Source organism: Bacillus sp. 1735sda2, from assembly GCF_024159245.1.
Lineage (GTDB): Bacteria > Bacillota > Bacilli > Bacillales > Bacillaceae > Bacillus > Bacillus pumilus_O.
This window is the reverse complement of record NZ_JAMYWZ010000001.1, coordinates 3,885,148-3,898,199: the sequence shown is the minus strand read 5'-3', so window position 1 is coordinate 3,898,199 and position 13,052 is coordinate 3,885,148. Positions and strand designations below refer to the sequence as shown.

General features: G+C 36.9%; 16 protein-coding genes. 13 read left to right on the top strand and 3 right to left on the bottom strand.

The features are described 5' to 3' along the window. Positions 1-651 carry a TetR/AcrR family transcriptional regulator gene (locus tag NKR21_RS20375; RefSeq protein ID WP_012011826.1) on the bottom strand — a complete coding sequence of 217 codons (651 nt, stop codon included), beginning with the start codon at positions 649-651 and terminating at the stop codon, positions 1-3. Between the two features lie 161 nt (positions 652-812). Between NKR21_RS20375 and NKR21_RS20370 the strand changes: the two genes are divergently transcribed. From NKR21_RS20370 to NKR21_RS20355, 4 genes are all read left to right on the top strand, one after another. After that, positions 813-1,925, top strand: coding sequence for a CdaR family transcriptional regulator (locus NKR21_RS20370; protein WP_012011825.1), 1,113 nt, complete (start codon positions 813-815; stop codon positions 1,923-1,925). A gap of 117 nt (positions 1,926-2,042) precedes the next feature. Further along, positions 2,043-3,314, top strand: coding sequence for a GntP family permease (locus tag NKR21_RS20365; protein WP_144458527.1), 1,272 nt, complete (start codon positions 2,043-2,045; stop codon positions 3,312-3,314). A 31-nt stretch (positions 3,315-3,345) separates the two neighbouring features. Further along, entirely contained in the window at positions 3,346-4,485 is a 1,140-nt protein-coding gene (locus NKR21_RS20360) for a glycerate kinase (RefSeq protein ID WP_144458528.1), read from the top strand. Positions 4,486-4,577: 92 nt separating this feature from the next. Further along, positions 4,578-4,916: a zinc ribbon domain-containing protein YjdM gene (locus NKR21_RS20355; protein WP_012011822.1), complete on the top strand. Its 339-nt coding sequence runs from the start codon at positions 4,578-4,580 to the stop codon at positions 4,914-4,916. A gap of 199 nt (positions 4,917-5,115) precedes the next feature. Here the strand turns inward: NKR21_RS20355 and NKR21_RS20350 are convergent. Next, positions 5,116-6,266 (bottom strand): IS3 family transposase gene (locus tag NKR21_RS20350; protein ID WP_253602561.1). Its coding sequence is split into 2 segments (ribosomal slippage): positions 5,116-5,993 and positions 5,993-6,266, totalling 1,152 coding nucleotides; the frame shifts between segments, so codons are not numbered across the junction. A gap of 134 nt (positions 6,267-6,400) precedes the next feature. Further along, positions 6,401-6,685 (bottom strand): hypothetical protein, encoded by a 285-nt coding sequence (locus NKR21_RS20345; RefSeq protein ID WP_012011821.1) that lies wholly within the window; start codon positions 6,683-6,685, stop codon positions 6,401-6,403. 239 nt (positions 6,686-6,924) lie between these two features. Here NKR21_RS20345 and NKR21_RS20340 point away from each other — a divergent pair, with 239 nt between their 5' ends. The 9 genes from NKR21_RS20340 (at position 6,925) to NKR21_RS20300 (ending at position 12,911) form a co-directional block, all read left to right on the top strand. After that, positions 6,925-7,146: a DUF6677 family protein gene (locus tag NKR21_RS20340; RefSeq protein ID WP_012011820.1), complete on the top strand. Its 222-nt coding sequence runs from the start codon at positions 6,925-6,927 to the stop codon at positions 7,144-7,146. Positions 7,147-7,164: 18 nt separating this feature from the next. Then, on the top strand, positions 7,165-7,689 hold the full coding sequence (locus tag NKR21_RS20335) for a hypothetical protein (protein ID WP_012011819.1): 525 nt from the start codon (positions 7,165-7,167) through the stop codon (positions 7,687-7,689). A gap of 2 nt (positions 7,690-7,691) precedes the next feature. After that, positions 7,692-8,213: a tubby C-terminal domain-like protein gene (locus NKR21_RS20330; RefSeq protein ID WP_012011818.1), complete on the top strand. Its 522-nt coding sequence runs from the start codon at positions 7,692-7,694 to the stop codon at positions 8,211-8,213. Between the two features lie 9 nt (positions 8,214-8,222). Further along, positions 8,223-8,573: a LytTR family DNA-binding domain-containing protein gene (locus NKR21_RS20325; protein ID WP_012011817.1), complete on the top strand. Its 351-nt coding sequence runs from the start codon at positions 8,223-8,225 to the stop codon at positions 8,571-8,573. Continuing rightward, entirely contained in the window at positions 8,566-9,459 is an 894-nt protein-coding gene (locus NKR21_RS20320) for an ABC transporter ATP-binding protein (protein ID WP_144458316.1), read from the top strand. Before NKR21_RS20325 ends, NKR21_RS20320 begins: the two co-directional genes overlap by 8 nt. A 2-nt stretch (positions 9,460-9,461) precedes the next feature. After that, positions 9,462-10,382, top strand: coding sequence for an ABC transporter permease subunit (locus NKR21_RS20315; RefSeq protein ID WP_144458314.1), 921 nt, complete (start codon positions 9,462-9,464; stop codon positions 10,380-10,382). Positions 10,383-10,572: 190 nt separating this feature from the next. Further along, positions 10,573-11,502: an ABC transporter ATP-binding protein gene (locus NKR21_RS20310; RefSeq protein ID WP_144458312.1), complete on the top strand. Its 930-nt coding sequence runs from the start codon at positions 10,573-10,575 to the stop codon at positions 11,500-11,502. Next, positions 11,499-12,452 carry an ABC transporter permease gene (locus NKR21_RS20305; protein ID WP_144458310.1) on the top strand — a complete coding sequence of 318 codons (954 nt, stop codon included), beginning with the start codon at positions 11,499-11,501 and terminating at the stop codon, positions 12,450-12,452. The genes NKR21_RS20310 and NKR21_RS20305 overlap by 4 nt, the downstream gene beginning before the upstream one ends. Positions 12,453-12,479: 27 nt before the next feature. Then, complete coding sequence (locus tag NKR21_RS20300) at positions 12,480-12,911, top strand: DUF4064 domain-containing protein (RefSeq protein ID WP_144458308.1); 432 nt, start codon at positions 12,480-12,482, stop codon at positions 12,909-12,911. The last annotated feature ends 141 nt before the right edge of the window (positions 12,912-13,052 follow it).

Genomic DNA, 13,052 nt, shown 5'->3' with positions numbered 1-13,052 from the left:
TCACTGATTATGTTCATCAAGTTCTCCAGTTAAACGTTTCAGAAGAAAGGAGAAACTCCCTTTTTCTGCATGTAATGAGGATTCGAGGATATCGATAAAAGCTAGTGCGCGCTGCATACTCTCTTCGGCTGTCCATTGAAAAAGGCCCTCATCAAATATGACTTGTGCAGAAGCAAGAAGGAATTCCACCGTTTCTTGAGGGTACTTTGTATTAAATGTTCCATCTTCCACACCTTGCTGAATGACATCAGCTAAAACGGGTGAGAGTTCTTTAATCGCTTTAATTAAGCTTTTTTGGTGCATCTCTGCATTAGAAGGCTGGTGAAATTGTTCGATCATGCCCTGTTTATTGCTTCCTTGCTTTGGCGATTGCGACATGATAATGCGAAATAGTTTGTCGACCACTGGAAGGTCTGGATCAGCTGCAATACGTTTTGCCACGATGATATCTGCTTTAATGATCCTGTCAATAATGGCATCCATCACTTCTTCTTTGGATGAAAAGTAATAATAAAAAGTGCCTTTTGCAATGCCAACAGCTTTCAGAATATCGATAATCGTTGTTTGCTGATAGCCTTTGGTAGAAAAAAGCTCTTCGGCTGCGTTTAAGATGTCATTTTTACGTTCTTCAGGATGTTTAACGGTTCTCATAAAGCCATCCTTTCTTTTGACTAGACTGTCAGTCGGTCCTTTGATTTGATTAAACACTTTTCAAAGTACCTTTGTCAATGACTTATTTTTAAACACTTTGCATTTATTGTGCAATGACACTATGATACATTGAATGAAAACACCCTCAGGAGAGATGCCTCATGCAATTTTTAACCACTGAATTGGCACAAGAAATGGTTGAACGTACGATGCGTATTTTAGATAAAAATATCAATGTAATGAATGCGGATGGTGTCATCATTGGTTCTGGTGAACGAAACAGGATTGGTCAGAAACATGATGGTGCACGACTTGTGCTAACAAGCGGGAACAGTATGGAAATTGACTACAAGGCGTCCTTACAATTAGAAGGAGTCAGACCAGGAATCAATTTGCCCATTTGCTTTCGTGAACAAGTAGTTGGTGTGATCGGCATTACAGGTGAGCCGGAGAATATTCGGCATCATGCTGAGCTGGTGAAAATGGCAGCTGAGCTAGTGTTAGAGCAGTCTTTTCTGCTCGAACGAGTGCAGTGGCGGCAGCGAATAGAGAGTGAAATTGTCAATCAGTTAATTTCTGATTCGGACGTTGGTGATTATCAGCTAAAGAACCGAGCTGCATGGCTAGGAATGGATTTAGATAAGCGCCGGATGGCCATCATTTTTCAGCCAGTTCCCTCCTCAGAAGACGCTGTGCATAAAATGATGCATGCGATTCAATACGATAAGAATGCAGATGATTTGCTTGGTATGACTTTTCGTCATGAATTGGTTCTTTTAAGGGAGCCGATCTCTGATCATCGTTTAAAGCATGTGGTTGTGCAGTTGCAAAGAACAATGGAAAATGCAGTAGGGGGCCAGGTGCTTGTGGGGATAGGGACTGTCGCCGCTGACATAAGCCGGCTGTCATTGTCCTTTGAGCACGCAAGAGATTCCTTGCGATTGGGGAAGGCTCTTGATCCGGAGGAAAGTATTTATTTTTTTGAATCTTATCAGTTGGAAAGACTATTCATCACTGCAGGAGTTGTTGAAGAAAACGTTAGTTGGACTGACTTTTACAAGCCATTAACGCAAGAAGTGGAGCTTGCCCACACATTAAGCATTTACATTGAAGAGGGTGGTGATTTACAAAGAATTGTTGATCGATTATATATTCACCGGAATACATTGAGATATCGTTTAGATAAGATACAAGCTTTGACCGGAAAAGATCCCCGTCATGTAAAACAGTTGATGGAGCTTTATATGGCGCAGTTGATGAATCAATTATCTTGATTGTGCATTTGCACAATAAGATGAAGTGATAAATGAAAAAAGTTCATCTAGATTCACAACCCGATTCCATATAGTAAACGCTTACAATGAAAGAAAGACATTTTGGGGGGATCGAGGATGAATGGAGATGTGACTGTAAGTACACTGGGAGCCATTATGGCACTGGTTATTGCGATTGTTCTTATTTTAAGAAAAGTATCACCTGCGTATGGAATGCTGGCAGGTGCATTTATAGGCGGTTTAATTGGCGGCGTAGATATTGCTCAGACTGTGAATGTCATGATGGAAGGTGCTAAGGGCATGATTCCGGCTGTCCTTAGAATTATGGCGGCAGGGGTGCTGGCTGGCGTTTTAATTGAGTCGGGTGCAGCTTTATCTATCGCTGAGACGATCGTGAAAAAGCTTGGAGAGGCGAGGGCGTTATTAGCACTGGCGCTGGCAACCATGATTTTAACGACAGTGGGCGTTTTTGTAGATGTAGCCGTTATCACTGTAGCACCTATTGCACTTGCGATTGCCAAACGGGCAAAGCTCTCAAAAACGGGAATTCTACTTGCTATGATTGGAGGCGGGAAAGCAGGGAATATCATGTCCCCCAATCCGAACGCCATTGCCGCTTCTGATGCGTTTGGTGTACCGCTTACTTCATTGATGGCAGCAGGTATCATTCCGGCTATATTCGGCTTAGCTGTCACATACGTGTTGTCCAAAAAGCTTGCTAAGAAAGGATCGCCTGTACTTGAAGAAGAAGTTAATCAAAGCCAGTTTCAAGTACCTGCCTTTTTACCAGCGGTGGTCGGTCCACTTGTCACCATTTTATTGTTGGCTTTAAGACCGCTTTTTCAAATGAATATAGACCCAATGATCGCCTTACCGATCGGAGGCATTGTAGGCGCTCTTTTCATGAAAAAAGGGAAATTTATTAATGATTATGCGATGTCCGGGCTGAACAAAATGTCGGGTGTAGCGATTATGTTATTAGGGACAGGCACATTAGCAGGCATTGTATCGAATTCTTCCTTAAAAGATGTGTTTATTCAAGCACTTGATGCATCGGGATTACCTCCGTATTTGCTTGCACCAGCTTCAGGGATTTTTATGTCAGCCGCCACTGCTTCGACAACAGCAGGAACAGCAGTAGCGAGTGGCGTATTCAGCGGTACATTACTTGGCCTCGGCGTATCGGCTCTTTCAGGGGCAGCGATGATTCATGCTGGTTCAACTGTGCTTGATCATATGCCGCACGGAAGCTTTTTCCACGCAACAGCAGGAAGTGTTCAAATGGATATCAAAGAGCGCTTGAAGCTCATGCCATTTGAATCGTTAATTGGTTTGACATTAGCCGTCGTATCGACCATTATATTCGGCGTTTTCAAGTTGTTTGGCTGATGACATTTGATAAGAAACGAGGGGCTTTAGGATGAAAATTGTGATTGCACCAGATTCATTTAAAGAAAGTTTATCTGCATATGAGACAGCATGTGCCATCGAGCGAGGATGTCAAGCGATTTTGCCAGATGCTGAATATATCAAACTTCCCATGGCAGATGGAGGAGAGGGAACTGTTCAATCGCTAGTTGATGCGACGGGTGGGCACATAATCAATCATGTGGTCACAGGCCCGCTTGGTGACCCCGTCGATGCCTTTTTTGGCATGTTAGGAGACGATGAGACGGCTGTTATAGAGATGGCCGCAGCCTCTGGGTTACACCTTGTTCCACAAGAAAAACGCAATCCATTACTCACGACATCGAGGGGAACTGGGGAATTAATGCTTGCGGCGCTAGATCAAGGAGCAAAGCATGTCATCATTGGGCTTGGCGGAAGTGCAACAAATGATGGCGGCGTAGGGATGATGCAAGGATTAGGTGCGGCTTTTCTTGATCAAGCAGGACAGGAGCTGTCGCCAGGCGGTGGGACCCTTCATCAATTAGCTTCAATTGATCTAACTGGACTTGACCCTAGACTGCAATCCGTTCGGCTGGAGGCAGCCTGTGATGTGGATAATCCTTTAACGGGTGAGAGAGGAGCGTCTGCTGTATTTGGTCCTCAAAAAGGTGCTGATGAAGAAATGGTTCAAGTGCTAGACAAGAATTTAACTCATTTTGCCCAAATAGCAGAAAAGCAGTTTAATGTATCTTTTGAATATGCAGAAGGGGCAGGAGCGGCAGGAGGACTTGGTGCGAGTTTATTAGGCTTTTTACACGCTGATTTGCAGCGAGGAATTGATATTGTGCTCAAGGCAGTTCAGTTTGATGATGTCATCAAGGGGGCAGACCTAGTGATTACTGGGGAAGGCCGAATTGACCAGCAAACCATTTATGGAAAAACCCCAATTGGTGTAGCCAAAGCAGCAAAGCAGTATCACCTGCCTGTGATCGGCATCGCGGGCTCTCTCTCAAAAGATAGTGCAGTCGTACATGAGCATGGCATTGATGCCCTTTTTAGTATCGTTCCAGGTGTAACTTCTCTTTCTGAGGCGATGAGAGATGGGGCTATTCATGTAGAGAGAACCGCTCGAAATATTGCGGCTACTATCTCAATTGGAAGAAATAAGTAAGCGGTGAAAAATGTTTCCTTTTCTATCACATTCTTTCTATCGAAATGTGGTAAAATTGTATGAAATGAAATAGAAAGTTGGAGGAAACACAAATGTCTAATCTACCAAATTGTCCTTCATGCAGCTCAACGTATACTTATGAGGATGGCAGTCTGCTAGTTTGTCCTGAATGTGCGCATGAATGGTCACTTGAACAAGAACAAGCGGCAGAGGAGCAGCTTGTGGTCAAAGATGCGAATGGAAATCTGTTAAGTGATGGGGATACAGTCTCTGTCATTAAAGATTTAAAAGTAAAAGGTTCTTCTTCCGTTTTAAAAATAGGGACGAAGGTCAAAGGCATTCGGTTAGTTGAAGGCGATCATAACATTGATTGTAAAATTCCTAGCTTTGGTGCAATGAAGTTAAAATCAGAGTTTGTGAAAAAAGTATAATGACAAAACAGTAAGTTTATCTGCATTTTATAAATGTTATTTCGTTCATGAAAAGCAAAAATTTCAGTATAAGAACGGAAGGTCTATTTTATTTGTGAGTCAATTATTTAAAAATAAAGATATGTTTGCTGTTAGCGAACAAAAAAACACCTAAGTTGTGGGACTGATCCCCGTTTTTGAGACAGGAATCAAAACACCTTTATACAGCCAATTGCCGATAGTTTATCGGTGATTGGTTGTTTAGTTTCGTTTGAATACGAATGTTGTTATAATAATAAATGTATTCTTTGACAGTGCGTTCTACGATGGTGGTCGTAGTGCGATCAATCCTGTTAAGATAGAACGTTTCAGACTTTAGTGAGGAATGAAACGATTCGATGGAGGCATTATCAGCGGGCGTCCCTTTACGGGACATGCTCATGGTAATGCCTTTTATATGAACAGCTTTTTGATACTCGTAAGATGTATACACAGAACCTTGATCGCTATGTAACACGCAATTCTCAGGTAGTGCTGGGAGCTGATTAAGTGTGTTTAAGATAAAGTCTGTGTCCAGCTTATCACCAATCGTAAAAGCAATCACTTCTCCATTATATAAATCCAATATACTGGAAAGGTACAATTGTTTCTGTCCATAAGGCAAATACGTGATGTCCGTTACTAATTTTTCAAGAGGGCGATCAGACTGAAAATTCCGATCCAGTATATTACCGACTACGGCATAAGGCTGCCCATTCTTCTTACGCTTTTTCATTTTAACCCGGCATTGCCACTGGTTTTTCTGCATGATACGTTGAACAGTTTTATGGTTAATACGCATTCTCATTTTTAGTATGGCTGTGATTTTCCGATAAACATATCGATATTTGTGCTTTCGGCACAACGTGCCGACCTGTTTCTCTAGTTGTCTTTTAGAATGAGTCTGAGTCAAATCCTTTTTCCATCTATAATACGAAGTACGTAAGATACCTAAATGGACACAGATGTCCTGTACCGTCATCGTTTTGCACAATTCTTCTACCAGTTTGATTGACGTTTCCTTATCAACTTCCTTTCCAATTCGTTGTACTTTTTTAAAACTTCATTCTGTTGACTCAAATAGCGATTTTCTGCCTGTAGTCTCTCTAATTCAGAAGAGTACTCCGGACCCTTTCCATAGGTATATTGTTTTCCAACAGGTTGTTCGAACCTGTGTGTATCCCCAGCTTTATGCCATCTCACCCATGTCTGAACCTGCGTCTTATTCTTGGTATTCAATTCCTGCATGATCTCTTTCATAGGTACGCCTGCCAACCTCATTTCCACAGCCTTCTGTATGACTTCAACCGGATAACTCACTCTTGTCCCCATAGAAAAAACACCTCCATGTTTTATTTCGGATCACAACGATCCGTTTTCAAACTTGAAGGTGTTTTTTATTTGTCTCATCTTATGGGGTCAGTTCCTGTTAAACAATTTAGGTGTTTATGCTTTTCTTTAAAATATTATAATAAAGTAGAAACTTCCCATAATGCTTCTATAACTTTAGTGAATTTTGCGCCAGGGACAAAAGTGAGAATTAAATTACCAATATCTAGAATAGCTCCACCTAAGTCTGCCCATGAGAATTTGCCATCAAATGACCTATAGATGATTTTAAGTTTTGTGGTTAAACTGTCTAATAATCTACTAACATCCCCAACAATATTAAACTTCCTCTTCAGTACTGCAACGATGCTGTTTGCTAACCCCGCGGCACCTGTACCAGACACAAAAAAATTATAAAACATCTTAAACCCCTCCTTAATATTTATTTGCAAATCTATTATATACACAATAAAAGAAGGAAAAGGATAATATTCCCGAAAGCCCTTTAAAAACCTCTGAAATGCCCTTATTTACTGATGTAAAGTAAATTTAAGCTTTAAAGTTTAAAACATTCTTAAAAATTTCAGAAAATATTGATTATGTATTGAATACACATTTATTATAAAAAATGTAAAATATATTTATGTGAAGGAGTTATGAAATGAAAAATGTATGGGTTGCAGGATTTTTATCTCTTTTGATGCCAGGTATCGGTCACCTTTATCTAGGAAAAGTTTTAAAGGGTGTGGTGTTAATCATACTAAATATTGTATTTATCACGACTATGTCAACTCTAGTAGGGTTACTCTTTTTTCTTGCGAATTGGATTTATGCCATTATCAATTCAGTTAGGATGGTGAGGTTCATCAATAATAAAAGTTAACATATGGAGTGTGTGAAAATGGATATTAAAAGATATATATCACTATATTTTATTTTAAGTATAACTATTATCTTTATTATTAATATTTTTATAGATCATAATACGGAAATTAGTGATATAGCAGAGTTGAGTTTTATGGATGTATTTTATATAGCTATGAATAATATTTTTTTCACAATTTTTGCGTTTATTCTATCTCTATTCGGATTATCATTTATTTTCATTTTTAAAATTATATTTTTAATTGGTTATGGACCTTCAATAGCTGGTATTAACCCTATAATATATTATTTCTCTTCAATATCTCATGGTTTACTAGAACTTTTTGTAGGGTGTTTACTCTTTTGTTTTTCAATACAGTTTTTGAAAATAATTATTGACTATACAAAGGGATATGTAATGGTAGAAACTATTAAGTATTTTCTAATCAAAACAGTAAAATATACAATCCCGTTTGTATGCCTTGTTATTTTTATGGGGGCATTGGTTGAAGTCTATATTTCTAATAAATTAATTAAGTTTATATTATCAATAGGGGGATAAGAATGGAATTTGGATATTTTAAAAAGCCGGTTATGAAAAAAACGACCAAGTGTATACCTGTTTTTAATAACGAAGATATCAAAATAGGATTAATACAAAGGTTTTATAAAAATAAAGCTGAGAGAATTTTTGATCATATATTGGATGAATTCTTTGTGAATGTTGAGGTAATGGATGCAAACTCAAATACTATTGTAAAAGCTACTGAAAATATCTCCCTAAAATCAATGTATCGTTCAAGTTGGATCATTGATTGTAAGGATAAAGGAAGGTTAGTTTTAGAAGATAGAACTAAAATTAAAACAAATCCAATGATGAAATTAATAATAAATAACGATATTTATTATTTAAAAAAAGATTTCGCAGATAAACGTGTTAGATTAGAAGACTCAAATCAAATTATAGCTGAAATTACATATGATAAAATTCTGCCTCCTGCAACAGTTAGTATTGAAAAAAAACATAGTGACTTATCTGTACATCTTATTGCATGCCTCTATTATATTTTTATGTTAAGAGAGTAGGGTTAATTAATGATTAAGATTGTTGATAAAAAACTTATTATAAAAAAGAAAAGAAATATCCATTTTATCCCTCTTGGGGAAGTGTTATATTTCGAGAAATTTAATCATAAGACATATGTGCACGTAGAAAACAAGAATGAAATTTCATTAAATATGTCTTTAAAAGAATTAGAAATTATTTTACCAAGTAATTTCAAAAGAACTCATAGATCGTTTCTTATTAACAAGGAATTATTAGAGGGGTTAATATTTTTAAATGAAAAGTCATATGAGGCAATTTTTCCGAATAATAAAACAGCTCTAGTTGTTAAAGATTGTTTGAGTATGGTAATGCCTGAAGGAGTTATCAATCATGATTGAGGTAGAAAAAGTTACAAAAAACATTAAATCAACTGAAATACTAAAAGGCATATCTTTTAGTTTAAGAAGTGGAGAGATATTAGGTTTACTAGGTCCAAACGGAGCTGGGAAAACCACTTTGATGAGGACTATTTTGGGCCTTACATCAATAAGTAAAGGAGACATAAAATTTAAAGGTAATAGTATTATGAAGAATAATAATTTTTTTTTAAGAGAAGTAGGTGCTTTAATTGAGACCCCTAAATTTTATCCTGATTTATCTGGATATGAAAACTTATCTTATTACAATATATTAAATAATAGAAAAGCTGATGTACACGAAATAATGAACTCTCTTGGATTAGGAGATTATAAGTACCTTAAAGTAAAAAAATACTCTTTAGGTATGAAGCAAAGGCTTGGAATAGCCCAAGCAATTATGCATAAGCCGCAAGTTTTAATTTTGGATGAACCAATGAATGCGCTCGATCCATCAGGAATAAAATTCTTAAAAAAATACATAAAAAAATTTGTTGAAAATAAGGGATCAGTTATTATATCGAGTCATCTAATTTCTGAAATTGAATCCATATGTGATAAAGTCCTTATAATTGATAAAGGAGATGTGAAAAAAAGTATAATCATAGATGGGGATTTTTCTCAATCCGGGATTTTTTCTATTCAAGTTGGAAAACTGGATTTAAATGAGGCTTATGATTTATTAAAAGAATTTACTAATAAAGCCATAATAAATAAGAGACGATCAACTTTAGAGCTTAGCTGCTCTAAGGATAGAATACCTAAGTTAATTTATACGTTATTAAGAAAAGATATCCCAGTTTATGAAGTAAGGAAGTTAAGAACACCTTTGGAAGAAGTTTATTTCAATAGTATAGTGGGAAGTTAGATATGATATTAATTTTAAAGGCAGAGTTTTATAAACATTATAAAATTAAATACAATTTTCTTTTTCTTATTTTCATCATTCTTTGTGTAGCTGTTAGCGGGTTAGAGCTATTTAATCAGCCTTCAATGGATTGGAAACAAGATCTAAAAGAAAATATAGAATTAGATGAGAATCTCCTAAGATCTTTAGAGAATAAAGATTCTAATTATTATTTAGAGATTGATAAAAAAATTAAATTAAATAAATATGCTTTAAAAAATAATATTCCTCCGTTTAAAGACCATAATTTTTTAGGTTTTATAATGAAAAATATTAATATATGCCTTTTGATAGGGGTATATTCTATATATTTTTCAAGTATTTTATTTTCTAAGGAATTTCAATTGGGAACTTTTGAATATCTCTTTATTAGGCCATATAATCAAAAGAAAATACTCGTCGGTAAATTCCTTTTTATTCTGATTTATTCATTGTTTCTTTTCTTTTTTCTATTTATCTGTTCAATATTGGTTGGTTTAATCATACATGGTGTTGATTTTAATAATCTGATATATTTAAGTTTTGAAAATGAAAAAATAATAGAGAAGAACGGTTTAACAATTTTAATTTTTACATATACTATGTTTTATCTGAGTTCTATCTCTTATACAAGTTTAGCTTTTATGCTAACAAACGTTTTTAAGACAGGTGGCCTACCTTTTAGTATTACTATATTAAGTATGCTTTTTGGACAAAATATAATAAATTCATTACCAAAATGGATATCTGATTTATCCTTATTTTCAAATGCAAATATTTTAACTCATTCGGATACTCTAAATGATACGACTAATTCCACAATAATTATAATTTTATATATAATAGTTTTTTTATCAATATCTATCTATTTCTTTGGAAAGAACAAAGATTCAATTAATAAATAGTTTTTTCCTTGAAATGATTACCTTAACCCTACCTTAAAAAAGGCAGATGATTCGCTAAATTTTGGTTCATCCCCTTCACAACTTTTGGGCATTGCTGTACCATATGGAAGTGTTCTTCTATTTTTAACGAATCATGGTGTTATCAGGAAATAGATGATAGATGATACTTAGACAAAGAAGGAGAGGTAACGTGACGAACGTTTTAGAACTGCATAATGTATCTAGGCATATTCACGGGAAAAAGATCGTTCAAGACTTGAGCTTTTCTGTCCAAGCGGGCGAAGTCTTTGGCTTCTTAGGACCAAACGGCGCAGGGAAAACGACAACCATTCGTATGATGGTCGGTCTTTCTCCAATTACATCTGGTGACATTCTGATTAATGGTCATAGTATTCAATCTTCATATCAGCATGCCATCCAAGATGTTGGTGCTATTATTGAAAACCCAGAAATGTATAATCATTTAACAGCTAGACAAAATCTTGTTCACTTTGCCAGAATGAATGGGAAAGTGGATGAAGGGCGAATTGATGAGCTGCTAAAACTAGTCAGCTTACAGCACGTGAAACATAAGCGTGTCCGAACATTTTCATTAGGAATGAAGCAGCGTTTAGGCATTGCGCAAGCACTGATACATAGACCGAAACTGCTGATATTAGATGAGCCGACCAATGGACTTGATCCAGAGGGAATTCGCATGATACGAGATTACTTGAGAAGGCTTGCAAAGGAAGAAGGGCTAGCTGTCATTGTTTCAAGTCACCTCATGTCAGAAATGGAATTGATGTGTGATCGTTTTGCGATTATCCAAAAAGGCAAACTGATTGCGATTGAGGATCAGCGTGCAGAGACGAACCAGGACGAATTGGTCAATTATCGAATGAAGGTTGCATCTGGTGAGCTGGAAGAAGCGAAGAAGCTCATTGGTATATTTGAGGAAGGCACGACTGTAAGAGAAGAGGAGCAGTATTTATTCTTCTCCTTGGCAGAAGAGAAAATGCCGGAATTGATTCGTCACTTGAGCGGCGCGTCCATTCATTTGTACGAAGTCAAAATAGAAAAACAAACCTTAGAAGATAAGTTCTTAAGCTTAACAGGTAAAAAGGAGGCAGACGTATGATTCGCCTCATTCAAAACGAGTGGATGAAGATCAGTTATCGTATTGGAACTTGGATTATGGTTGGACTTCTTATTTTAGGTATGATTGCTACACTGATCTTTGTTGTGAAAACAAATGACAAAGATCAAGCTTCAGGTGATTGGAAAACCCAGCTAGAAATGATGAATAAGGAAAACAAGAGGGAGCTCAACGAGACAGAGAATGGTTTCTTTAAAAGAGAGCTTGAAAAAGAGATCGCTATTAATGATTATCGAATCAAGCAAAACTTGCCGCCAGCTGATCAGTTTAGCCACAGTGTGTGGGATTATGTGAAAACAAACGCCAATTTACTCCAGCTTGTAGGTGTGTTTGTGATCATTATTGCTTCCACTATTGTGTCGGCTGAATACAAGCATGGTACAATCAAATTATTATTGATTCGTCCACCATCAAGGCTAAAGATCCTATTATCTAAATATATTACAGTACAGCTGTATGCTCTTTTACTTGTTGTAGTGCTATTTATCTTGTCCTTCATATTGGGTGCTATTTTCTTTGGACTTAATACTGATTATGTGAATTTGGTCTATCAAAATGGTGAAGTGATTGAACGTTCGCAGTTTGCCAATATGGTCTTTTATTATCTTGCTCATTGTGCAATGTTTGTCGTTTTGGGAACCCTTTCGTTCGCCATTTCTACAGTATTTAGAAGTGAAGCTATCTCCATAGCCATTAGTGTGTTAGCTTATATTGTGGGTGGATCAGTTACAGGTATTTTAATGCTCTTCTTTGATTGGTCAAAATATTTGTTATTTGCAAACGATCCATCGCAATACTTTATGGAACAGGTTACTCTTATCGAAGGTATGTCTCTAGGATTCTCACTAATCGTCCTAGTCATCTATTGGGCTATTTTCTTAGCCATTGCCTTAATTGTCTTCCAGAAACGAGAAGTGAAAACAGGTAGTTAAATTTTAAAATTTTTAGGAGGTTTACACATGATTAGACGTAAAGGTGAAAAGATTATGGGGATTATCAGTATTGTCCTCAATGTCATTGGTGTTGGAATTGGAGCATTATTCCTCTCCATAGGTCCATCAGTGTATGATCAAATCAATGAAGTGTTACAAGAGGAAGGAGAAACATTACCAATTGAAACGCTTCAGGCTTCGGTTAATGCATTTGGTACTCAGTACATGGTTGTTTCCGCAATTGCAGCAGTGCTATCGATTGTCGGTGTGATTCTCTTGAAAACAGACCGCCGTGCCGTGATTTCAGGTGTTCTTTTCTTGGTGTCTGCTGTGACTCTTTTGATTGGAACAGTTGGCCTTGCATTCGTTCCAATGGTTCTATTGTTTATCATTGGATTGATGTCTCTTATTAGAAAGCCGAAAACAGAAGACATTCACACAAATGAATATCCTTCATAATACAAAGAAAAAGACATGCGTCGTTGTACGCATGTCTCAGCGTGTAGACAAACCCTCGCATTCGGTGTCAGTCCTGCGTGCTGGTGCTCACGAATGTCAATTCGCTCCGCGCCAGTACTCGTCCTTCCTAGACTGCAAAGG

What these genes read in the sequence shown, in the direction of transcription:
- NKR21_RS20375 (WP_012011826.1), bottom strand. Translation starts at nt 651, where the DNA reads ATGAGAACCGTTAAACATCCTGAAGAACGTAAAAATGACATCTTAAAC.
- NKR21_RS20320 (WP_144458316.1), top strand. Translation starts at nt 8,566, where the DNA reads ATGATTGAGGTAGAAAAAGTTACAAAAAACATTAAATCAACTGAAATA.
- NKR21_RS20370 (WP_012011825.1), top strand. Translation starts at nt 813, where the DNA reads ATGCAATTTTTAACCACTGAATTGGCACAAGAAATGGTTGAACGTACG.
- NKR21_RS20300 (WP_144458308.1), top strand. Translation starts at nt 12,480, where the DNA reads ATGATTAGACGTAAAGGTGAAAAGATTATGGGGATTATCAGTATTGTC.
- NKR21_RS20335 (WP_012011819.1), top strand. Translation starts at nt 7,165, where the DNA reads ATGGATATTAAAAGATATATATCACTATATTTTATTTTAAGTATAACT.
- NKR21_RS20330 (WP_012011818.1), top strand. Translation starts at nt 7,692, where the DNA reads ATGGAATTTGGATATTTTAAAAAGCCGGTTATGAAAAAAACGACCAAG.
- NKR21_RS20315 (WP_144458314.1), top strand. Translation starts at nt 9,462, where the DNA reads ATGATATTAATTTTAAAGGCAGAGTTTTATAAACATTATAAAATTAAA.
- NKR21_RS20340 (WP_012011820.1), top strand. Translation starts at nt 6,925, where the DNA reads ATGAAAAATGTATGGGTTGCAGGATTTTTATCTCTTTTGATGCCAGGT.
- NKR21_RS20360 (WP_144458528.1), top strand. Translation starts at nt 3,346, where the DNA reads ATGAAAATTGTGATTGCACCAGATTCATTTAAAGAAAGTTTATCTGCA.
- NKR21_RS20365 (WP_144458527.1), top strand. Translation starts at nt 2,043, where the DNA reads ATGAATGGAGATGTGACTGTAAGTACACTGGGAGCCATTATGGCACTG.
- NKR21_RS20325 (WP_012011817.1), top strand. Translation starts at nt 8,223, where the DNA reads ATGATTAAGATTGTTGATAAAAAACTTATTATAAAAAAGAAAAGAAAT.
- NKR21_RS20355 (WP_012011822.1), top strand. Translation starts at nt 4,578, where the DNA reads ATGTCTAATCTACCAAATTGTCCTTCATGCAGCTCAACGTATACTTAT.
- NKR21_RS20305 (WP_144458310.1), top strand. Translation starts at nt 11,499, where the DNA reads ATGATTCGCCTCATTCAAAACGAGTGGATGAAGATCAGTTATCGTATT.
- NKR21_RS20345 (WP_012011821.1), bottom strand. Translation starts at nt 6,685, where the DNA reads ATGTTTTATAATTTTTTTGTGTCTGGTACAGGTGCCGCGGGGTTAGCA.